Source organism: Cellvibrio polysaccharolyticus (genome assembly GCF_015182315.1).
GTDB lineage: Bacteria > Pseudomonadota > Gammaproteobacteria > Pseudomonadales > Cellvibrionaceae > Cellvibrio > Cellvibrio polysaccharolyticus.
In genome coordinates this window covers 2,005,327-2,026,247 of record NZ_PRDL01000001.1, presented here as the reverse complement: position 1 = coordinate 2,026,247, position 20,921 = coordinate 2,005,327, and the positions used below count along the sequence as shown (strand labels likewise).

Annotated in this window: 16 protein-coding genes; 9 read left to right on the top strand and 7 right to left on the bottom strand. The window is 53.1% G+C overall.

Annotated features, from left to right (window positions below; all coding sequences use genetic code 11):
• Positions 1-98: 98 nt before the first annotated feature.
• Both C4F51_RS08640 and C4F51_RS08635 read right to left on the bottom strand, forming a co-directional pair.
• Positions 99-1,121, bottom strand: a complete 1,023-nt coding sequence (locus C4F51_RS08640) for a quinone-dependent dihydroorotate dehydrogenase (RefSeq protein WP_193908998.1) — start codon at positions 1,119-1,121, stop codon at positions 99-101.
• A 71-nt stretch (positions 1,122-1,192) separates the two neighbouring features.
• On the bottom strand, positions 1,193-1,423 hold the full coding sequence (locus tag C4F51_RS08635; protein ID WP_193908996.1) for a DUF2835 domain-containing protein: 231 nt from the start codon (positions 1,421-1,423) through the stop codon (positions 1,193-1,195).
• Between the two features lie 331 nt (positions 1,424-1,754).
• Here C4F51_RS08635 and C4F51_RS08630 point away from each other — a divergent pair, with 331 nt between their 5' ends.
• Genes C4F51_RS08630 through C4F51_RS08605 form a run of 6 tightly spaced genes read left to right on the top strand, consistent with a single transcriptional unit; the run spans position 1,755 to position 8,885 of the window.
• The gene (locus C4F51_RS08630) at positions 1,755-2,714 is read left to right on the top strand and encodes an AAA family ATPase (RefSeq protein ID WP_193908994.1); all 960 of its coding nucleotides are present in this window, start codon (positions 1,755-1,757) and stop codon (positions 2,712-2,714) included.
• A 5-nt stretch (positions 2,715-2,719) separates the two neighbouring features.
• Positions 2,720-3,688, top strand: coding sequence for a DUF58 domain-containing protein (locus C4F51_RS08625; RefSeq protein WP_193908992.1), 969 nt, complete (start codon positions 2,720-2,722; stop codon positions 3,686-3,688).
• A gap of 5 nt (positions 3,689-3,693) precedes the next feature.
• Complete coding sequence (locus tag C4F51_RS08620) at positions 3,694-4,224, top strand: DUF4381 domain-containing protein (protein WP_193908990.1); 531 nt, start codon at positions 3,694-3,696, stop codon at positions 4,222-4,224.
• On the top strand, positions 4,217-5,230 hold the full coding sequence (locus C4F51_RS08615; RefSeq protein ID WP_193908988.1) for a vWA domain-containing protein: 1,014 nt from the start codon (positions 4,217-4,219) through the stop codon (positions 5,228-5,230). The genes C4F51_RS08620 and C4F51_RS08615 overlap by 8 nt, the downstream gene beginning before the upstream one ends.
• Entirely contained in the window at positions 5,227-7,131 is a 1,905-nt protein-coding gene (locus C4F51_RS08610) for a vWA domain-containing protein (RefSeq protein ID WP_235992305.1), read from the top strand. The genes C4F51_RS08615 and C4F51_RS08610 overlap by 4 nt, the downstream gene beginning before the upstream one ends.
• Positions 7,132-7,172: 41 nt before the next feature.
• Positions 7,173-8,885 (top strand): BatD family protein, encoded by a 1,713-nt coding sequence (locus tag C4F51_RS08605; protein ID WP_193908986.1) that lies wholly within the window; start codon positions 7,173-7,175, stop codon positions 8,883-8,885.
• 361 nt (positions 8,886-9,246) lie between these two features.
• On the opposite strand, the gene C4F51_RS08600 is transcribed toward C4F51_RS08605, so the two are convergent.
• Positions 9,247-10,485 (bottom strand): MFS transporter, encoded by a 1,239-nt coding sequence (locus tag C4F51_RS08600; RefSeq protein WP_193908984.1) that lies wholly within the window; start codon positions 10,483-10,485, stop codon positions 9,247-9,249.
• Between the two features lie 230 nt (positions 10,486-10,715).
• On the opposite strand from C4F51_RS08600, the gene grxB reads away from it, so the two are divergent.
• Entirely contained in the window at positions 10,716-11,363 is a 648-nt protein-coding gene (gene grxB / locus C4F51_RS08595) for a glutaredoxin 2 (RefSeq protein WP_193908982.1), read from the top strand.
• 22 nt (positions 11,364-11,385) lie between these two features.
• Here the strand turns inward: grxB and C4F51_RS08590 are convergent, their stop codons facing one another.
• Positions 11,386-12,015, bottom strand: a complete 630-nt coding sequence (locus tag C4F51_RS08590) for a hypothetical protein (protein WP_193908980.1) — start codon at positions 12,013-12,015, stop codon at positions 11,386-11,388.
• Between the two features lie 235 nt (positions 12,016-12,250).
• A complete protein-coding gene (locus C4F51_RS08585) occupies positions 12,251-14,338 on the bottom strand; it encodes a BCCT family transporter (RefSeq protein ID WP_193908978.1) in 2,088 nt (695 codons plus the stop codon).
• 304 nt (positions 14,339-14,642) lie between these two features.
• On the opposite strand from C4F51_RS08585, the gene C4F51_RS08580 reads away from it, so the two are divergent.
• Positions 14,643-16,352 (top strand): S41 family peptidase, encoded by a 1,710-nt coding sequence (locus tag C4F51_RS08580; RefSeq protein ID WP_193908976.1) that lies wholly within the window; start codon positions 14,643-14,645, stop codon positions 16,350-16,352.
• A 93-nt stretch (positions 16,353-16,445) separates the two neighbouring features.
• Here the strand turns inward: C4F51_RS08580 and purT are convergent, their stop codons facing one another.
• Together purT and C4F51_RS08570 are read right to left on the bottom strand one after the other, a co-directional pair.
• A complete protein-coding gene (gene purT / locus C4F51_RS08575; RefSeq protein ID WP_193908974.1) occupies positions 16,446-17,642 on the bottom strand; it encodes a formate-dependent phosphoribosylglycinamide formyltransferase in 1,197 nt (398 codons plus the stop codon).
• A gap of 58 nt (positions 17,643-17,700) precedes the next feature.
• A complete protein-coding gene (locus tag C4F51_RS08570) occupies positions 17,701-17,949 on the bottom strand; it encodes a hypothetical protein (protein ID WP_193908972.1) in 249 nt (82 codons plus the stop codon).
• On the opposite strand from C4F51_RS08570, the gene C4F51_RS08565 reads away from it, so the two are divergent.
• Positions 17,948-20,893, top strand: a complete 2,946-nt coding sequence (locus C4F51_RS08565) for an EAL domain-containing protein (RefSeq protein WP_193908970.1) — start codon at positions 17,948-17,950, stop codon at positions 20,891-20,893. The two genes, C4F51_RS08570 and C4F51_RS08565, sit on opposite strands and share 2 nt — an antisense overlap.
• The last annotated feature ends 28 nt before the right edge of the window (positions 20,894-20,921 follow it).

Genomic DNA, 20,921 nt, shown 5'->3' with positions numbered 1-20,921 from the left:
CTCCCTTACACCACACCATGCGAGCCCGTCGCTTTCCCGAGGCACTTCCGAATCTCTTTTGAGACAGTCAGGCCCGCGTCACGCGGGCCCTAACGTATTTAACGCGGCAAAAGAGCAAGCGTTTCAGCAATATCCTTGACGATGGATGGCCCACGGTAAATAAACCCGCTATAAACCTGCACCAGACTGGCACCGGCGCGAATTTTCTCCGCAGCACTTTCCCCATCAAAAATACCGCCCACCCCGATAATCGGCAGCGACGTGCCCAATTCTGCATGCAACGCCTGAATAACGCGGGTGCTTTTGTCTCGCACTGGCAAGCCACTCAGACCACCGCCTTCTTCGCTATTGGGCAAACCTTCAACGCCTTCGCGGCCGATGGTAGTGTTGGTGGCAATAACGCCGTCCATGCCTTCATTGCGCAGTGCGCGCGCGACTTCAACAATGGCATTGTCATCCATGTCCGGTGCAATTTTTACCGCTACCGGTACGTAGCGCTGATGCAGCGCTTGCAGGCGCAACTGTTCTGCCTTGAGTGAAGCCAGCAGTTGGTTCAGTGAATCGCCAAATTGCAGGGTGCGTAACCCGGGGGTGTTGGGAGAGGAAACGTTGACGGTAATGTAGTCAGCATGGGCGTAGACTTTCTGCATGCCGATCAGATAATCATCCACCGCCTGCTCAACCGGCGTGGTGGCATTTTTGCCGATGTTGATACCGAGAATACCCGGGTAATTACGCTTTTCTACCTGAGCCACAAGGTGATCAACACCTTTGTTGTTAAAGCCCATACGGTTGATGATGGCTTCACGCTCCGGAATACGGAACAGGCGCGGCTGCAAATTGCCCGGTTGCGGCCTTGGCGTAACCGTACCAATTTCAACAAAGCCGAAACCCAGTTGCCCCAGTGCATTAAAATAATCACCGTTTTTATCCAGACCGGCCGCGAGGCCAACCGGGTTGGGGAAACGCAACCCCATGACTTCCACCGGATGGTCCGGTATGTCGCAAGCAAAGAGTCCGAGCAGCTTCAACCGCCCGGCTGCGCCCAGCATATCCAGGCTGAATTCGTGGGAGACTTCGGCATCAAGAAGAAACAGGGCTTTTCGAATATAGGCGTACATGGCAAAGGCTCGTCAATCTGCAATCGGTGGCAGCCATCAGTGGCAAAAAAATTGCCGCAAGGATACTGGATTCACCGTCCCCCGTCGATTTTTTCAATCTTTTGGAAACGGTTATTTTCATCGAAAACGATGCGGAATCGGCCCCGAATACCATTGTGCGTAACCCAGGGGCGAAGAATCATCGCCGGAAAACGGATGCGTCTGCCATCTACGCTGGTGGCGACAACTTCGCGGGCAGCACCCATGTACATGCGCTGGTATTCGTCCGGCGTGATAGTGATGTTTAAAATTACGGCGTTCATTATTGAGATCCTGAAATCAAACCCGCTCGTTCGGAATAGTAAAACCGGTGCTTTTTACGGGAATTAAAACGCTTCCCCGATGAAAATTTCCGGTGCGGCGGTTGAAAAATCACGGAACTGACGCCACTATCCCGAGTCTATCGAGCGCGCCATTATGCCAGCGGTCAATACCGACTGCTGATGTTTTGACCGGAAATGAAGAATAACCGGGGCTATGCACTCTTCGGCAAAACACCGCGGGAAGCGCAGGGATTTTGCAACACCTGATGCCTGTATGTTTCCTGACGATGCTGCAGATTGCACCCATCGATGATCAAGGTATGCATTGAACATGGACACCCATCAACAGATTCAAACCATCAGCCAATGGCTGAACGACCAGATTATCGGCCAGGAACATCTGGTACAGCGGCTGCTGATTGCGCTGCTCGCTGACGGCCACCTGCTGGTTGAGGGCGCACCGGGTCTGGCCAAGACCAAAGCCATCAAAACCCTGTCGCAAGCCGTGGAAGGTGATTTCCACCGCATCCAGTTCACCCCCGACCTGCTGCCCTCCGATGTTACCGGCACCGATATCTACCGGCCGGAAAACGGTTCTTTTGAATTTCAGGTTGGCCCTATTTTCCACAATCTGGTGCTGGCGGATGAAATCAACCGCGCCCCGGCCAAAGTGCAATCGGCACTGCTCGAAGCCATGGCCGAACGTCAGGTGAGTGTCGGCAGCAAAACCTACCCCTTGCCGCCGCTGTTTATGGTGATGGCAACCCAGAACCCGATTGAACAGGAAGGCACTTACCCGCTGCCCGAAGCGCAGCTGGATCGTTTCCTGTTGCACGTTGTGGTGGATTATCCGGACGTGCACGCCGAGCGCCGCATTCTGCATATCGCCCGTAACGAGGCCGCCGCTATTGCGCCCGAATTACCGATCAAGGTGAGCCAGCAAACCTTGCTGGAAGCCAGAAAAGAAATCCTGTCATTACATATGGCCGATGCAGTTGAGGAATATATTGTTCAACTGATCAACGCCACCCGCCGCCCTGGCGAATACAACGAAGAGCTGGCCACGTTGATTGAATACGGCGCCAGCCCGCGCGCTACCATTGCGCTGGATCGCTGTGCCCGTGCACACGCCTGGCTTGCCGGCAAGGACTTTGTCAGCCCGGACGATGTTCAGGCGGTTATTCATGACTGCTTGCGCCACCGCCTGATTTTGAGTTTTGAAGCGGAAGCCAGCGGCGTAACAGCGCAACAGGCCATCAACCAGTTACTCGCCAGCGTACCGGTTGTTTAACCTGCATGATTGCCAATAACCCGTTGCACAATCTCAACCTGCGCGGCGCTTACTGCGAGCTCGCCGATTTATTGCGCCTGCGTTTTGCAGCGCAGGATTTGAAGCTCTCGGCAAGGCGCCCGGCGCGCAGCCTGCTTACCGGCGGCGAGCGCACCCGTATGCGCGGACGCGGCATTGATTTTGAAGAAGTGCGGCTCTACCAGCCGGGTGATGATATCCGCACCATCGACTGGCGGGTGACCGCTCGCACCCAGGTGCCGCACACCAAAGTTTTTCACGAAGAACGTGAACGCCCGCTGTTAATCATTGCCGACCAACGCGCCACCATGTTTTTCGGCAGCCGCCTGTGTTTCAAATCGGTAACGGCCGCCAGTATTGCCACCACGCTGGCCTGGGCCGCACTGCACAATTCGGATCGGGTTGGCGGGCTGGTGTTTGGCGACACAGCGCAACACGACATTCGCCCGCGCCGCAGCAAACATGCGGTGCTGGAGCTTTTACAGCATTTGATCAGCTTCAATCGACAGCTGACAACACCGGTGGCAAGCGCGTCAACCCTGTCGCTGGCGGAGATACTTACCGATTTGCGGCGCATTGCCAAACCTGGCAGCGCGCTGTTTATTTGTAGCGATTTTCACGATTTTGACGATGCCTGCGAACAGCAACTTTTCGAGTTGTCGCGCCACACTGAAGTCACCCTGATGCACGTATTTGATCCGCTGGAACGCCAGCTGAGCAGCAACGTTGCACTGACCATCAGTAATGGCCAGCAGCGCTGTGTATTGCCCGCCAACGACCGGGCATTCCAGCAAGCGTGGCAAGCCAATTATGAACAGCGTCTTGCCGAGCTGGTGAAGCGCTGCAAGCGGTTGCAAGTGCCCATGCTGTCTTACTCCACCGCAGACGATATTCAGGGGCTGCTGCGGGAAAGTTATTCCGCGCTGGCGCCCAAAAAGAAACATCACCGGAACTGATTTGCATGCAAGCTCCTGCCGATCCATTGGCTCAACTGCACGATATTTTGCTACCGGACGCGATAGGCTGGTGGCCATTGGCGCCCGGCTGGTGGGCGCTGTTGATATTACTGCTGGCATTGCTAGCCACCGCTATTTTTTATCGCCGCCGCAAAACCCTGCGCAACCACTATCGCCAGCAAGCACTGGCCGAACTCTTCGCGCTGGATGCACTGGCCGCCGAGCCGGCAAAACTGCTGCAAGCCTATAGTGTGCTGTTACGCCGCACCGCTCTCACCGCCCACCCCACACAATTTCCGGTTGATATCAAAGGTGAAGCCTGGCTTGCCTGGCTGGATCATTACTGCCCGGAAACCGGCGGCGGATTTTTTAACGGCAGCGGCAAAGCCCTGTTAACCGGCCCTTACCAAAAAACCCCTGCTATCGACTTCAACGAACTGCGCAATCTCGCCGAAACCTGGATTCGCAAGCACCGCAATCAATGGCAATCGCTACCGGGTAAAACCCTGAAAAAGTCAGGGGGCGAACATGCTTGAGTTTCAATTTAGCTGGTTGCTATGGCTGGCTCCGCTGCCCCTGCTGATGTATTGGGTTCGCCCGAAAAAGCAGGAAGAAGTTGCGCTGCGCGTGCCTTTCTTTCAGCAAGCCATGGCACTGCAGGAGGAAGAAGGCCGCAAAACCCGTATTCGCCCGCTGCGCTATCTCGCCTTATGGACTATTTGGCTGAGCGCATTACTCGCCGCCGCCAATCCGCAGTGGCTGGGGGAGCCGGTCAGCATTCAGGGCAGCGGTCGTGATTTGCTGTTGGCAGTAGACATTTCCGGCAGTATGCAAATTGAAGATATGCAGCTACAGGGGCGCGCTATTAATCGCCTCACCGCCATCAAACTGGTGGTCGGCAATTTCGTCGAAGGCCGCCGAAGCGATCGGTTGGGTTTGATCCTGTTTGGTAGCCAGGCGTATTTGCAGGCACCGCTCACCTATGACCGCCACACCGTGGGGGTTTTACTGCAAGAGGCGCAAATCGGTTTTGCCGGTGAACAAACCGCCATTGGCGATGCGATCGGTCTCGCCGTAAAACGTCTGCGCAGCCGCCCGGATAATAGCCGTGTGCTGGTGTTGTTAACGGATGGTGCCAGCACCTCTGGCGAACTGACCCCGCAACGCGCTGCCGACCTGGCCAAACACGAAAACATTAAAATCTACACCATCGGCTTCGGTGCCGACGAAATGGTGGTGCCGGGTATTTTTGGCAATCGCCGCATCAACCCGTCTGAAGATCTGGATGAAGACACCATGCGAGCAGTTGCCAGCGCAACCGGCGGGCAATATTTCCGCGCCCGCAACCTCGAAGAGCTGGATGCCATTCATAAAGAGCTGGATCGTCTTGAGCCGGTAGAACAGGACAGCCGGACTTTCCGCCCGGTGCGTGCACTCTTCTTCTGGCCGCTGTCAGTGGCGTTAATTCTCAGCCTGTTATTTGCGTTGGCCCACGCCTGGCAAGGTCGTGATACCGCCAACAACGGGGAGGCCGCACGATGAATGACCTGATGGCCGCCCTGGCCGGCAATTTTCAGTTTCTACGCCCCTTATGGTTATTGGCGCTGGTGCCGGTGTTATTGCTGGTGATCTGGCTCTGGAAACAGAAACATCAGGCGCGGCAGTGGAACCAGTTAATTGCGCCGGAATTATTGCCCTTTCTGGTTGATGGCGAATCCGGCAGCATTCGCCGCTGGCATCTCGCTGTGCTGCTGGCGGCCTGGACGCTGGCGGTGCTGGCACTGGCCGGGCCGGTATGGGAACAACGCCCGCTGCCGGTGCAAAAAAATGATGACGCACTGGTGCTGGTGATGGACTTGTCGCCCTCCATGATGACCGAAGATATCAAACCATCGCGACTGATTCGCGCCCGCTTGAAAATCGCGGATATTTTGCGTGAGCGCCGCGATGGGCTTACCGCATTGGTCGTCTACGCCGGTGATGCGCACGTGGTTACACCGCTGACTGATGACACGGCCACGATCAACAGCTTGCTCGGCGCACTGCAACCGGATGTGATGCCGCTGCCCGGCAGCAACACGGAATCGGCTATTGAAACCGCTATTCAGCTGTTGAGAGATAGTGGCAATGCTCAGGGACATCTGCTGCTGATTACCGATGGCGTGGCCAGCTCGGCCTTCGACACCATTCGCCAGCAACTGCAAGCTACCAGCTACAGCCTGTCAGTGCTGGGTGTGGGCGGTGAATCGCCAGCCCCTATTCCCAGTGGTCGCGGCAGTTTTGTGCGCGACAACCAGAACAATATTGTCACTACGCGCCTGGATACTTCTGAACTGTCTCGCCTGGCGTCGCAAAACAATGGTCAATTCAGTGTGCTGACCAGCGATAACCGCGATATCAACCGTGTACTCAACAATAACCCCAATGCCAGCGACGAACACTCGGCGCTGGATGCGGAATTTGATGGCTGGTACGAGCGGGGTTACTGGTTGGTGTTTTTATTGCTGCCGCTGGTGCTCTACTGCTTCCGCCGCGGGGTGGTGCTGGCCATTTTATGCGTGCCAGCCTCACTGCTCTATGTGCCGGAGAGCCAGGCGTTTGGCTGGAGTGATTTATGGCAAACCAAAGACCAGCAGGCCCAGCAGGAACTGCAACAGGGCGATGCAGAAACCGCTGCCGAAACCTTTGCCAACCCGGACTGGCGAGCCAGTGCGCAATATCGCGCCGGACAATATGAAGCCGCCGCTGAAGGTTTTGCCGGTAGCGATACTGCCAGCGCTCACTTTAATCGCGGCAATGCCCTGGCAAAAGCCGGCAAGCTGGATGAAAGTATCAAGGCTTACGATGAAGCGCTGAAACGCCAGCCGGAATTTCCCGAGGCCGCCGCCAACCGAGAGCTGGTGCAACAGTTGCTTGATCAGCAACAAAACCAGGATCAGGACCAGCAAAACCAGGATCAAAACGATGATCAGCAACAGGATGGAGAAAACGAAAACTCCTCCTCTGACGGCAATTCCGATGATCAGTCCCAGGATGATCAACAGCAGGATCAACAAGACAGCGAACAAAATCAGGACAGCAACAACGACCAACAATCGTCTGATGCCAACCATGATACGCAGGATGAGCAAAGCGATAATGCCGAAGCTGACCAGCAACAAAGCAGCAGCGCCAATAGCGAAGAAGAGGAACAACCCGCCCAGCCTGAAGAAGGTGAAGCAGAAGCCGATGCAGAGAACCGCGAAATGGAAGCTGCTGCCGGTGAAGAAAGCGATTTAACCGATGAGCAAAAGCAGGCGCTGGAACAATGGTTGCGCCGGGTACCGGATGATCCGAGCGGCTTATTGCGTAATAAATTTCGCTACCAGTATCACCAGCAGCAACAGCAACGTTTGCGCAACAACTGGCAGGTGCCCGGCTCAGCAGATGAAGAGCGCTGGTAAACCCATTTACTTTCACACATGGATAACACGAGTCATTGTGTATGTTTAAGATGTTCTGGCAAAAACCACTGACATTGTTGTCACTGCTAACCGCCCTGCTGCTGGTGTCTGCCAATAGCCAGGCCGACACATTAACGGCCAGCGTAGACCGCGATACGTTGAGCATTCAGGAAACTTTTACCCTGTCGCTGCGCTATTCAGGCCAGAGCCGTTCCGGCCCGGACCTGGAACCGTTGCTGGAAGATTTTGAAATTGTGAATACCCAGCAAAGCAATCAGATGCAAATTATCAACGGCCGCATGGCTTCCTACACAGACTGGCACATTGCCCTGGCACCGAAGCGCAGCGGGCAATTCACCATCCCTGCCCTGACCCTCGACGATATCAGCAGCCAGCCCATCACCATCAGGGTTGAGGCGCAAAACCAGTCCGCACAAAGCACCGGACAATCGGTATTTGTGGAAATAGAAACGGATAAAGATACCGCTTATGTGCAGGAACAAATCATCGTTACCATCCGTTTGTTTACGGCGGTGCCGCTAAGCAATATCGAATTGCAACCGCTGGCGCTGACCGATGCGGTGGTAACGTCGCTGGATGAAAAACAATACCAGACCAACCTCAATGGTCGCGCCCATGCGGTGGTGGAAACCCGCTACGCTATCTTTCCGCAAACCAGTGGCGCGCTGGTGATTCCTTCGCTGCATTACAACGTCACCGCCGGTAGCGCCCAACGGGATATGTGGGGACAAATGCGCAGTAACCGCAGCAGTAATTTATTGCGTTTGCGCACCGAAGAACAAAACCTGACGATTAAAACAATCCCGTCATCTTTTGCCGGTAAACCCTGGTTACCCGCCGCCAATGTCACCCTGTCCGAGCACTGGAGTGCCAGCACCGAACAACTGAAAATCGGTGAACCTGTTACGCGCAGCATTACCATCAATGCTGAAGGTTTAACCGCCGGACAAATTGCGCCGATTATTCAGCCATCGGTTGATAGTTTGACGTTTTACCCGGACCAGGCGCAAAACGAAGATCAAAATACCACCAAAGGTGTTGTCGGCAAGCGGGTTGAAACCCTGGCGATTGTTCCTAATCGGGGCGGCGCATTTACACTGCCTGCGGTCGAAGTTGAATGGTGGGACACCACCAGCAATTCGGTGCGCAAGGCTACCCTGCCGGAAAAGAAAGTCGTGGTTGAACACGATATCGCCTTACAAAGTTCTTCAAGTGGCAGCCTGGTAGAAGATACGCTGGAATTTATTCCTCATCCGCCAACGGCAGAGCCTGAAGCGGCTCGCGGTGGATGGCAGCAATCACCGGTGTGGCTATTGGCCTGGGCAATGCTGGCCAGCTTCACCACGCTGCTTTTTGCCGGTTTGTGGTGGCGTGGCAGAAACCGTCATGCTGTGGCACCGCTACTATCGGCGCAAGCATCCGGCAATGCTGCCTGGGCAGACCTGAAACGCGCCAGTGCCGAGGGTGACTTGCAAGCCTTGAAAAAAGCGGTATTACACTGGGCGCAGTTACATTGGGAGCGCGATGATTTGCACAGTTTATCGGCCATTGCCGCGCAAACAGATAATCAGGAACTGAAAGCACAGTTGCTGAAACTGGATCAGGTACTTTACAGCCCAGGCGGGAACAGTGAGTGGGACAGCGGGTTATTGATACAGCAGATTTATGCCTGCAAGAAAGAAAAGCGCCAGCAAAAACGCACACCGGAATCGCTGAAATCCCTTTATCGATAGTCACTTTATAAATAGTCACTTTATCGATAATCAGTTTCTGAACAGAGACTTTCTGAATAGAGAGTTTCTGACCAGTCACTTTATCAGCAGCATAAAATTTATCGAACAATAAAAACCCGCCGATTGGCGGGTTTTTTATTGATTACTAATTTCACTTCGGCACCCTGCGAGTTTGGCGTCAGGAGGCTTGTTTCAAAACCGTCGAGTCAGGGATGACTCGTCGGAGCTACATGGACGTATTCATGCGTTTTTGGAACAAGCCTCCTGACGACAAACGGACAGAGTGGCACTCACGTTATAACTCAAACCCCGCAGAAAACACGAAGCCCACCAATTGGCAGTTTTTTATGGGATAAAATTCTCAAGCACCCTGACAGCACTCCGGGGAACCGGATTCTTCGTCGCGCTCGGCATCGGCTTTGGCCCAGAAGAAAATCAGCAAACCGGCCAGTGACAAAGCAACACCCACCCATGCAGTAGAAGTCCAACCATAACCGGCATCAATCGCCATGCCGCCCAGCAGTGCACCTGCCGCATTGGCGAAGTTAAAGGCGGAATGGTTTAACGCGGCGGCCAGGGTTTGTGCATCACCGGCAACGTCCATCAACCGGATTTGCAAAGCCGGGCCAATAGCGACCACCGTACCAATAAGAAACACGTTGAAACTGGCCAGATAAAGATTGGAGGCGGTGAAAACGAACATCAGCAACACCAGCGCAGACCACAACAAACTGCCGCCAATCGTGTTCATCAGCGATTTATCAGCCAGCCGGGCGCCGAGTAAATTACCCGCCACCATCCCCGCACCGAACAATGCCAGCACCAGCGGTACACCGCTTTCTGTTAAACCGGAAACCGACATCATGGTCGGCTTGATGTAACTGAACACCGCAAACATACCGCCAAAACCGATAGCACCAATGCCCAGCGTCAACCACACCTGTTTGTTTTTCAAAGCGCCCAGCTCCGCCAGCGGGCTGATCGATTGATCCGGGCGGGAGTTCGGCACCCAGCGCCAGATCAGTAATACTGAAAGCATGGCGACCAGCCCTACCAATACAAACGCAGAGCGCCAGCCAAGCCATTGGCCAAGGCCGGTAGCCAGCGGCACACCAAACAGGGTTGCCAGCGACAGCCCCAGCATGGCCAGAGCCACCGCCTGGGCGCGTTTGTTACGAGGCACCAGCGAAGCCGCTACCAATGCTGCGATACCAAAAAAAGTACCGTGCGGAAAGCCGCTCAATAAACGCATAAACAACATGGTGATGTAATCAGGGGCAATGGCGCTGGCGAAGTTTGCCAGCCCGAATAACGCCATCAATGCCATTAACATGGCGCGACGCGGCCAGCGAGCGCCCAGCACCGCCAGCAAGGGTGCACCGATAACCACGCCCAGTGCATAAGCACTGATGGTATGGCCCGCCTGGGGAATCGTGATATTCAGATCGGTCGCCACGTCGGGCAGCAGGCCCATAATGACAAACTCGCCGGTGCCAATGGCAAAACTGCCAACGCCCAGAGCCAGTAAAGGTAAGGTGTTGGAAACAGGAAGCGACCCGGCTTCAACAGAATCCAGGTGAGTCAAATCAGGGGAGTTCATTCAGTGTTTTCCGGGGGAGTGCAACATCACGACCCGCTCGGTCGCGAAAAAAGAGGAAGAATGGTAACAAAAAAACGTTTGAACCGCAGCAAAGATTTCTTTTCGTAACACAAATGAAAAATAATCGTTGCTCAGCACCGGGCAGGATGACGCCGCCGAAAAGCGTCGAAAGGCACCATGACAGCTCCCTGCCCGCGGGTTAACATAGGATTTTTGATTCAGGAGAGACCATGAAGCTGTACGTATACGATCACTGCCCTTTTTGCGTAAAGGCTCGCATGATCTTTGGCCTGAAAAAAGTCCCTGTCACGGTAGAATTTGTACTTAACGATGATGAAGCAACGCCGGTGAGTATGATCGGCAAAAAAATGACACCGATTCTGGAAATCGAGCCCGGCAACTATCTGCCCGAGAGCCTCGACATTATTCATTTCATCGACCAATCGAAAACGCCAAAGCTATTAACCGGCGAGCGCAACCCGGCGATTACCCAATGGCTGGAAAAAACCGGGGAGGCGATTTACGGTCTGGCAGTACCGCGCTTTGCCCAGGCCGACCTGGCCGAGTTTTCTACCCGCGAAGCGCGCCGCTATTTCACCGAGAACAAGGAAGCCATGTTCGGCAACTTCCAGCTATTAATGGAGAGCAGCGAGGCGTTAATTCGCATTACCGAACAATATCTGCTGGAACTGGACAAACTGATCAAAAGCCCATCGGCCTGCAACGGTGAATTATCGGAAGACGATTTTCATCTGTTTGCCGCCCTGCGCTCACTCAGTATTACCCGCGGCGTAAAAATACCCCAGGGCGTTAAATCCTATATGGAGCAGATGTCGCAGTTATCGCTGGTTCCGCTTTACCACGACATTGCCATTTGATGATTGGCCAGGCGAAGCCGCATCAAGCTGCGGCTTCAAGTTTTTTGAAGAAATGCCATTGAGCCAGTAACAGTGCGGCATAAGCCCACACCTCTGACCACTCCTCCATCAGTTGCAGCTCCCCTCGCCCCAGATTGGCGAAACCAAACAGACCGTGGCCTTCTGCTTCATTGGCTAAAAAAACACCGGTGAGACACAGCAACATTTCGATCAGCGGAAAGTCACCCTGACGCCATTGTTCGGCAAGCAGCTGATACAGGTTTCCCTTTATAAACAGGATGAGTGAAAACAATAACAAAACGGCCAACACCGGTGACACCAGCGGCTTCCAGGGAACCTGCTCGGAAGAAGAGAAAGTCGGCCCGGTTATTGAGTCAAAAAACAGCGGCTCAAAGAATACCGCGCCCCAACTCAATTCCCTGCTGAATAAAATAAACCATAAAGGAATGGCAACCAGCCACAAACGGGCGACGCGATTATTCAGCTCGCCGCCATAGCGGTAAATTGAAAATAAAAATCCTGATAACAGAATCAATAGCTGTATATTTTCCAGCCAATTATTCTCCCAACTCCATTCGTTGGGCAACACCCATGACAGCAGATAGCCGGAAATTAATCCGCTTATCACGATAAAAATACCCGTAGCGCGCATAAATAAACTGCTTCCTGACACTCTGTTAAATAGCCCTCGCGCGCCAGCAATCCCACCAACGGCAAGCGCAAAGAATACTCTTAACAGCAACAAGCGTCATCTGTGCGAGCTTGTAAGCAGTTCACAAAGAGAAATAATAACCGGGATGGATTGAGCGGTCAGTCATTGCTCAATAGCAATAGCGGGTTTGCGCACTCAGCGACAAACCCGCTATTGCGAAGGGGAGTTTCAGCACTTATTTTTTATCGTCACCCTCGGCGGCCGGGTCAGGCTTTTCATCGGCATCCACAACCGGATGCAACATTTCATCGTGAGCGGCAACATTCCACGGCAAACTCTCCGGCGATAAATGGCGGAAATGGAAATATTTTTCCAGTTGATCCAGCACATCATTAATCAATTCCTGCCGATCAAACCCGTAGATATCGTAAGACTGCCCGCCCCTGCGTAAAAACACTTCTGCACGGAAGTACTCGCTACCTTCGCTGGCATCGGTTCCGGGAATGAAATCGGGACGCGGATAACCCACCAACCGGACTTCATACATAAAATCCAGACTCTCTTCGTCAGCAATGGTGATATAGGTGCGCAACACCGGGTCGGTTTCAAGGACTACATCGGCAGGCCACTGTTTTTTCACCAGCTCCTGTCGTACTTGCACCAGCGCATCGTAACAGGCACCTTTAATAAAGTTTTCTACCTGCACCAATGACGGGTAAGTAATCAGCCCGGTTAAACGACGCTGCCATGCACCCGGCCCCTGGCCAAATTTTCGGGTCGGCTGCGAAGACGACTGCAAACTGTCTTCACGGTAACCTTCAATCACCAAAGCCCGCCACAACCCCACCATACCGATCATCATAATAACCGCGAAGGGCAAGGCGCTGACGATGGTCATTGCTTGCAGCGCTTGCAAACCACCGGCGATTAACAGGGTTGATGCCACAACACCGAGCAGTGCCGCCCAGAAAAAACGCTGCCATGCCGGCGTAACGGTTGCACCGCCCGACGCCAGGGCATCTGCCACCAATGCACCCGAATCTGCCGAGGTAACAAAAAACACCATGATCAGAAATACCGTGGCAATGGAAACTACGCGGGTAAAAGGGAAATGTTCATAGAGTTTGAACAGCGCGATGGCATGGTTATCCTGCACATCGGTGATCAGCGTGGTGTAGCCTTCCATCATAATCAGATGCAGTGCAGTATCGCCAAAAATAGAAAACCACATAAAAGTAAAAATAGTAGGCACCAGCATTACGCCGAGTACAAATTGCCGAATGGTTCTGCCACGGCTGATTCGCGCAATAAACAACCCGACAAAAGGCGCCCAGGCGATAGTCCAGCCGAAGATAAACAGCGTCCAGTTTCCTATCCAGTCAGACCGGCTGTAGGCTTGAAGATTAAAGGTGCGCTCAACAATATTGCTCAGATAACTGCCGGTATTTTGCAGAAAGGTTTCCAGAATAAAACGGGTCGGGCCAGCCACAAAAATAAACACCATCAGCGAAATCGCCAACACCATATTCAGGATGGACAACCGCTTGATGCCCTTATCAAGCCCCGCCACTACCGAGGCCGCGGTCATCGCGGTGATCACCACCGTAGCGCCAACCTGCACCTGCACACTCATGGGAATTTCCGGCCAGAGATAATTCAAACCGGCATTGATTTGAGTTACCGATAAACCCAGCGTGGTAGAAACACCGAACAAGGTGCCGAGAATGGCAAAAACATCAATCACGTGACCGATGGGGCCATAAATGCGATCACCAATCATTGGATAGAGTGCAGAGCGCATGGATAACGGCAAACCATGGCGAAAAGAAAAATAGGCGAGCACCAGGCCAACGATGCCGTAAATTGCCCAGATATGAAAACCCCAGTGGAAAAATGCAATTTGCATCGCCTGACTTGCGGCATCCACCGTTTGCGGCGCGCCTTCCGGCGGTGAAGCGTAATGTAGCACCGGTTCAGCAACACCGAAAAATAACAGCGCGATGCCGTAACCGGCAGCAAACAACATGGCGAACCAAACCGGAAAACTGTACTGCGGGTCAGAATGATCCGGCCCCAGTTTGATATGGCCCCAGCGGGAAAAAGCAATCACCACCAGGAACATTAAAAAACTCGCCACCGCGAGCATATAAAACCAACCGAACTGCAATGTTACAAAGGCAAGCATGTCAGCGAACAGGCTACCCGCCAACTCCGGGTCACTGATAGTTCCCACAACGAGCAGGATGGCAACAATAACCGCAGGAGCAAAAACAGGAAGAGAAATAACCGGCGTAAAGCGGCTGTTACCGGGTTTGGCGGACATATTTTTCCCCAAAATCAGGATGAATGTTTTTTTAGACTATCAAACGATATGATCAATCACAAATCGCGCCCTACAAGCATAGTTGCTATTTACCAACAGACTTTGCGAAATATTCAGCAGAATAAAACATCTCTAAACAGGCCAATCGGGGGTGCAATATTCACGTCAATTAATTCGATATAGACATATCCAGGTAATATTCCTATGTTTTTCTTGACATGAAAAAGCAATTATTATCGAATTCTGCCTTCAAAAATTTACTCACCCGGATTGTGCAATGGCTGTACTGGCCAAGGAATCTTTCATGAATCACTTCTCCTCTTCTCGACTGGCGGCATCCATGCTCGTCATTGCTGCTTTCCTGACCGCTTGTGGCGGTGGAGGCGGCGGCAACAGCGGTTCGGATCGCCCGGCGACAACAGCGCAATCCAGCTCAAGTGCCAATAATGTAGTGTCGAGCAGCTCCTCCAGCCTCAGCTCGGCAAGCAGCTTTTCCAGCAGTTCAAGCACACCGGCAGATCCGCAGGTATGGCAGGCAGGCGTGTTTCATTCCGAAAGTCATTACGCCGACAAGTGTGCCGCACCGCGCACCGGTGTGAACCCGGTAACCGGTAACGCCTACCGGGATAGCCAGGGCAGTTATATTGATGAGAACAACTTCCTGCGCGCGGTCAGCCATGACCTTTATTTGTGGTACAACGAAATTGAAGACGTTAACCCCGCCGCCTACAGCAATGTAGAAACCTACTTTCAGCAGTTGAAAACCGCAGAACTGACACCCGGCGGCAATGAAAAAGACAAGTTTCACTGGTCACAACCCACTGACGTACTGCAATCCAACACCGAACAAGGCGTTATTTACGGTTACGGTATCAGCTGGGAAAACGACCGGGGCGATATGGTCGTGGCGCTGGTTGAGCCCTATTCGGTGGCTTTTAATGCGGGCATAACGCGCGGTATGAAACTGCAGCGTGTGGATGATATTGCGCTGGCGACACTGAGCTCTACTGAAGTTTCCCGGTTGATGACCGCCTTGTACCCGTCGCAACGCGACGCCAGCCATGTTTTCCGTTTTGAAACCCTGGACAACCAACTGAAAACCATCACCCTCACCGCTTCAGACAATGATTTATATGCAGTGCATGAAGCCCGGCTTCACCAGGTGGCAGGCTCCAGAACCTTGTACGGTTATCTGTTGTTCAACACCCACCATGCTCACGCCGAGTACGAGTTGATGGAAAGCATCAAATGGCTGAAAGAGCGCAATATTGATAAGTTGATTCTGGATGTGCGTTACAACGGCGGTGGTTATCTGGATATCGCCAGTCAGCTTTCCTACATGATTTCCGGCGTTTTTTCCGAGGGGAAAGTGTTTGAAAAAATGATCTTTAATGACAAACACACCGCCATTAACCCGGTAACCGGTGAGGCGCTGGTGCCGGTGGGCTTTCACAAGACCACGCTCGGCTTTTCCGTAGAACCGGGCATTGCCTTGCCAACGCTGGATCTGTCCGAAGTCACCATCATCACCGGTGCCGGTACCTGCTCTGCCTCCGAATCCATCATCAATGCGCTGGCCGGTGCCGGGGTGCGCGTAACACTCATCGGCGATACCACCTGCGGAAAACCCTACGGCGCCTACATGATTGACAACTGCGGTACCTCTTATTTCACCACGCAATTCCGCGGCGAAAACAGCAAAGGTTTTGGCGATTACAGTGACGGATTTATCCCGACCAATAGCATCTTTCTTCCCAGCCAGGCGCATATTAAAGGTTGCAAGGTAGCGGATGATTTTAGCGAGTCATTGGGTTCGTTTGATGAAAGCCGTCTGAATGCTGCCCTGTATTACGATGTATTCAGAAACTGTCCGCCCGTCGCCTCGGCAGCACGCGCCTCAAAAGGCCCGGTGGGGTCACCGGTCAGTTTGCCTGGCAGACAGGATGCGCTGATTTCAGACCTTGTTCGTTCCGCGCCCGGGTTGAACGACAAACTGGCTCGTCATCCACAATAATTTTTCCTGCACACCAATAAAAAGCCCTTGCCGATTGTTATCGACAAGGGCTTTTTTGTCAGGCGCAACAAAGCGCGCCGTGCAGGGTTTCGCTTACAGACTGACTTTAATCGCTGCAATCACCGCCAGCGCTTTACGTTTGGCTTCCGTAACATCGTCTGCCGATGCCAGTGCTACACCCAGGCGCCGCTCGCCGTGCACTTCGGGTTTACCGAACAGGCGCAGGTCGGTGTCTTCTTCTTTCAAGGCTTCTGCCAGATTGCCGAAACTCATGGAAGATGATTCACCGGCAACCAGCAATACTGCCGATGCGGAGGGCGCATGCTGACGAATGGCCGGAATGGGCAACCCGAGAATGGCGCGGGCATGCAGGGCAAACTCCGACAGGTTTTGCGAAATCAAGGTCACCATACCGGTATCGTGCGGGCGTGGAGATACTTCGCTGAACCACACCTCATCGCCTTTCACAAATAATTCCACTCCGAACAAACCGTAGCCACCCAGTGCTTCGGTGACTCTGGCGGCGTAATCCTGAGCGCTGGCCAGGGCCACCAGCGACATCGCTTGCGGCTGCCAGGATTCGCGGTAATCGCCTTTTTCCTGGCGATGGCCAATCGGGGCGCAAAACAAGGTTCCCGACACAGAGCACACCGTCAGCAGGGTAATTTCATAGTCGAAGTCAATAAAGCCTTCAACGATAATGCGCCCGCCACCGGCACGGCCGCCCTCCTGGGCATATTGCCAGGCGGCATCAATATCGGCACCGGAGCGCACCAGGCTTTGCCCTTTGCCGGATGACGACATGATGGGCTTCACCACGCAGGGCAAACCTATCTCCTCAATCGCTGCCAGGTAAGCGGCTTTGTCATCCGCAAAACGATACGGCGAGGTATTCAACCCCAGCTCCTCTGCCGCCAGACGGCGGATGCCTTCCCGGTTCATAGTCAAATGCGCCGCTCGGGCGCTGGGAATAACCCGATAGCCTTCTTCTTCCAGCTCCAGCAGCGTGGCGGTAGCGATGGCTTCAATTTCCGGCACAATCAATGCGGGCTTTTCACGCTCTACCAATGCCCTTAACGCATTGCCGTCCAGCATCGAAATAACAACACTGCGGTCAGCCACCTGCATTGCCGGTGCATTGGCGTAGCGATCGGCGGCGATCACTTCGCAACCAAGGCGTTTGAGTTCAATGGCGACTTCCTTACCCAACTCACCCGAACCCAGCAATAAAACCCGCTTGGCGGTGACAGAAAAAGGTGTACCCAGCACTACAGCGGTATCAGGTTTCATAACCATTCCTCATGAAAGCAAACCAGAATCGATGGGCAACAGTTTATCAGTACAGCGGCTAGGGGTTGCAGCCCTTTTTTCGCCGAAGTTTGTCTTCAGGTACAGGTTTACGGATAGATGCGGCACCTTGAGGGGCTGAGTATATCCAGCCTAAAAACTGCCAAAAAAACGTTGATACGTGCCATTTTGTGGCTTTAAGGTCATATTCCGGTAAATTCCCGTCGTTATTCAGGCCGACTTTGGGTATATTGGCGTTGACGCTTTTTTCAACATACATCAGGTTGGCCAGCCTGAAGGAAAAGTACATGACGATCCCGAATGACAATGCTCCGCATATTCTCGAGGCGCTGGATCAGGCGCTGGCTATCGCAGAGTTTTCCACGGCAGGAAACCTGATACACGCGAACCACAATTATCTGAGCATTTTCGGATACCAGCTCGAGCAAATTCAGGGATGGCATTACACCCGCTTTCACCACGAGCACCACGCCAGCTCCGACGAGTACCGCGATTTTTGGCGCAACCAAAACCAGGTCAGCACCCTTTCCGGTCAGTTCTGTCGCAAGCACAGCAACGGCTACCCTATCTGGCTTGAAGCTTCCTATACGCCGATCACTGATGCCAGCGGCCAGCGCATCAAGATCATCAAATTTGCCAGCGATATTACCGCCACCAAAGTGGCTGCCAACGAGCAGAACATGAAACTGCAAGCGCTGGATCGCTCCATGAAAATCGCCGAATTTTCACTGGAAGGTACGCTGCTGGATGTGAATGACAACTTTTTGCGCAGCTTCGGTTACACCCGCAATGAAGTCATCGGCAAGAGCCATACCTTTTTTTGCTTTACCGATGACGTGACCCATATCAGCTACAAAACGCTCTGGAGTCGATTACGCCAGGGGCAGTTTTACAGCGGCTTGTGCGAACGCAAAAATAAAGCCGGTGAGCGAATCTGGCTGGAAGCGACCTACAACCCGGTGTATGACCTCAACGGTCAACTGGTAAAAATTATTAAATTTTCATCCGACATCACCGAGCGGGTGAAAAAAGAAAGCCAGCAAAATGAGCGGGTCAAACTGCTGTCGCTGGTTGCCGATGAAACCGGTAATGCGGTGCTGCTTACCGATGCTGACTGGAACATCATCTACGTCAACGCTGCCTTTACCCGTATTTTTGGTTACACCCCGGCGGAGGTATTGGGCAAACCATCGAACCAATTACTCCTGCCGGATGCAACACCCGCCGATACCTCGGCAATGCACCAGGCATTACTTGCAGGAAAGTCGCAGCATTTTGAAAAGCTGACCCAAAGTAAAACCGGCGAGCGCTCGTGGAGCGCGATTCATGTCAATCCCATTATGGATGAGCAGGCAATCCTCACCCACGCCTGCTGTGTAATGACAGACATTACCGAACCGAAAATGCACGAAGTGCTACAGCATAAAGTGCTGGAAGCCATGGTGTACGAAACCCCGCTTTCCGAGATTATGGCAAAAATTTGTACCGAAGTAGAACGCATCGCACCGGAAGTTATTCCTTCCATCCTGGCCATTGATGAAAACAAATGCTTGCGCCCCCTGGCAGCACCGGGCTTGCCAAAAGCCTATTGCGATGCGCTGGAAGGGCTGGAAATTGGCCCGATGGTAGGCTCTTGCGGCACAGCAGCTTTTACCGGCAAAGATGTGTGGGTTGAAGATATTGCAACGGATCCGTTGTGGCGCGATTACGCGCATTTGGCGCAACCGTTAAATGTAAAATCCTGCTGGTCGGTGCCCATCAAAACCACCACCGGTAAAGTGGTTGGCACCTTTGCCTTTTATTATCGCAATCGCCAGCAGCAACCCGACCCGTTTCACCGTCGCCTTATAGAGCTCAGCGTTAATTTATGTGCATTGGCATTGGACCGGGAAGCATCGAAAGCGCAAATTCGCAAGCTGGCGTTTTACGACAGCCTTACCGGCCTGGCCAACCGCAGCCTGTTGCACGCCAAAGCAGACCAGGCCATTGCCAACGCGATGCGCAACAAGGAAAAACTGGCGGTATTATTTATTGATCTGGATCGTTTCAAACAGGTTAATGATTCCCTTGGCCATAACGCTGGCGATGAGTTATTAAAAACAGTTTCGACCCGTCTCACCAATAATCGCCGTCGCTCGGATATTGTCGGGCGCCTCTCCGGTGATGAATTTGTGCTGGTGCTGCCGCAATGCGACGCCAATCAGATCACCGACATTATTGAAACCCTGCAAGCCGATTTATTCAACGGGTGCAATATTGATGGCACCCAAATAACGCCATCCGCCAGCATCGGCATCAGCCTGTTTCCCGACAACGGTCACGACATGGAAACGCTGCTGCACCGCGCCGACATTGCCATGTACCAGGCAAAAACCCAGGGGCGCGGGCGTTTCAGCTTTTTCAGTAACGAAATGAACGTGGTCGCCCAGGAGCGATTAGCGCTCGAAGCCGCCCTGCGTGAAGCGCTGGCACACAATCAATTAATGCTGCATTACCAGCCGCAAATTGATATGAAAACCGAGCAGATTTATGGCGTAGAAGCGCTGGCACGCTGGTATCACCCGGTGTTTGGCGAAATTTCTCCGGCGCGTTTTATTCCGCTTGCCGAGGAATGCGGACTGATTGGCGAACTGGGGCATTGGGCGCTGCACGAAGCCTGTAAACAACTGGGCGATTGGCGCAAGCGCGGCTTGAATGTTCCTATGGTGTCGGTGAACCTGTCACCCACCAACTTCCACAATTTGCATTTGCCACAAATGATCATGAATACGCTCGCAGAAAATTCATTGTCACCGAAAGATTTGACGCTGGAGATTACCGAAAACGTATTACTGGACACCAATCCATCCACCATGAAAACGCTGTTGGAAATTCATGAAAACGGTTCGCGCTTGTCGATGGATGATTTTGGCTCGGGTTATTCCAGCCTTAATTATTTAAGAAAATTACCGGTTAGCGAATTGAAGCTGGACAAGAGTTTTGTCGATGACATCGAACACGATGAAGCCTCCAAAGCACTGAGTTATGCCGCGCTCTGTATCGGTGAAAGTTTACAGCTGACCGTAATCGCAGAAGGCATTGAAAAAGACGGCCAGTATTCGATTTTGCAGAAACAGGGTTATCACGCGGCGCAGGGCTTTCTGTTTTCCAAGCCACTACCACCTGCCTCTCTCGAAGCCTGGCTGGTTGAGCAAAAAAACAAGGAAACCACACCGCAATCCATCGCGGTATAAGCGCTGGTCGTGGCAAAAAAGTAATGGC

What these genes read in the sequence shown, in the direction of transcription:
- C4F51_RS08620 (WP_193908990.1), top strand. Translation starts at nt 3,694, where the DNA reads ATGCAAGCTCCTGCCGATCCATTGGCTCAACTGCACGATATTTTGCTA.
- C4F51_RS08585 (WP_193908978.1), bottom strand. Translation starts at nt 14,338, where the DNA reads ATGTCCGCCAAACCCGGTAACAGCCGCTTTACGCCGGTTATTTCTCTT.
- C4F51_RS08615 (WP_193908988.1), top strand. Translation starts at nt 4,217, where the DNA reads ATGCTTGAGTTTCAATTTAGCTGGTTGCTATGGCTGGCTCCGCTGCCC.
- C4F51_RS08630 (WP_193908994.1), top strand. Translation starts at nt 1,755, where the DNA reads ATGGACACCCATCAACAGATTCAAACCATCAGCCAATGGCTGAACGAC.
- C4F51_RS08580 (WP_193908976.1), top strand. Translation starts at nt 14,643, where the DNA reads ATGAATCACTTCTCCTCTTCTCGACTGGCGGCATCCATGCTCGTCATT.
- C4F51_RS08570 (WP_193908972.1), bottom strand. Translation starts at nt 17,949, where the DNA reads ATGTACTTTTCCTTCAGGCTGGCCAACCTGATGTATGTTGAAAAAAGC.
- grxB (WP_193908982.1), top strand. Translation starts at nt 10,716, where the DNA reads ATGAAGCTGTACGTATACGATCACTGCCCTTTTTGCGTAAAGGCTCGC.
- C4F51_RS08605 (WP_193908986.1), top strand. Translation starts at nt 7,173, where the DNA reads ATGTTTAAGATGTTCTGGCAAAAACCACTGACATTGTTGTCACTGCTA.
- C4F51_RS08625 (WP_193908992.1), top strand. Translation starts at nt 2,720, where the DNA reads ATGATTGCCAATAACCCGTTGCACAATCTCAACCTGCGCGGCGCTTAC.
- purT (WP_193908974.1), bottom strand. Translation starts at nt 17,642, where the DNA reads ATGAAACCTGATACCGCTGTAGTGCTGGGTACACCTTTTTCTGTCACC.
- C4F51_RS08640 (WP_193908998.1), bottom strand. Translation starts at nt 1,121, where the DNA reads ATGTACGCCTATATTCGAAAAGCCCTGTTTCTTCTTGATGCCGAAGTC.
- C4F51_RS08565 (WP_193908970.1), top strand. Translation starts at nt 17,948, where the DNA reads ATGACGATCCCGAATGACAATGCTCCGCATATTCTCGAGGCGCTGGAT.
- C4F51_RS08610 (WP_235992305.1), top strand. Translation starts at nt 5,227, where the DNA reads ATGAATGACCTGATGGCCGCCCTGGCCGGCAATTTTCAGTTTCTACGC.
- C4F51_RS08590 (WP_193908980.1), bottom strand. Translation starts at nt 12,015, where the DNA reads ATGCGCGCTACGGGTATTTTTATCGTGATAAGCGGATTAATTTCCGGC.
- C4F51_RS08600 (WP_193908984.1), bottom strand. Translation starts at nt 10,485, where the DNA reads ATGAACTCCCCTGATTTGACTCACCTGGATTCTGTTGAAGCCGGGTCG.
- C4F51_RS08635 (WP_193908996.1), bottom strand. Translation starts at nt 1,423, where the DNA reads ATGAACGCCGTAATTTTAAACATCACTATCACGCCGGACGAATACCAG.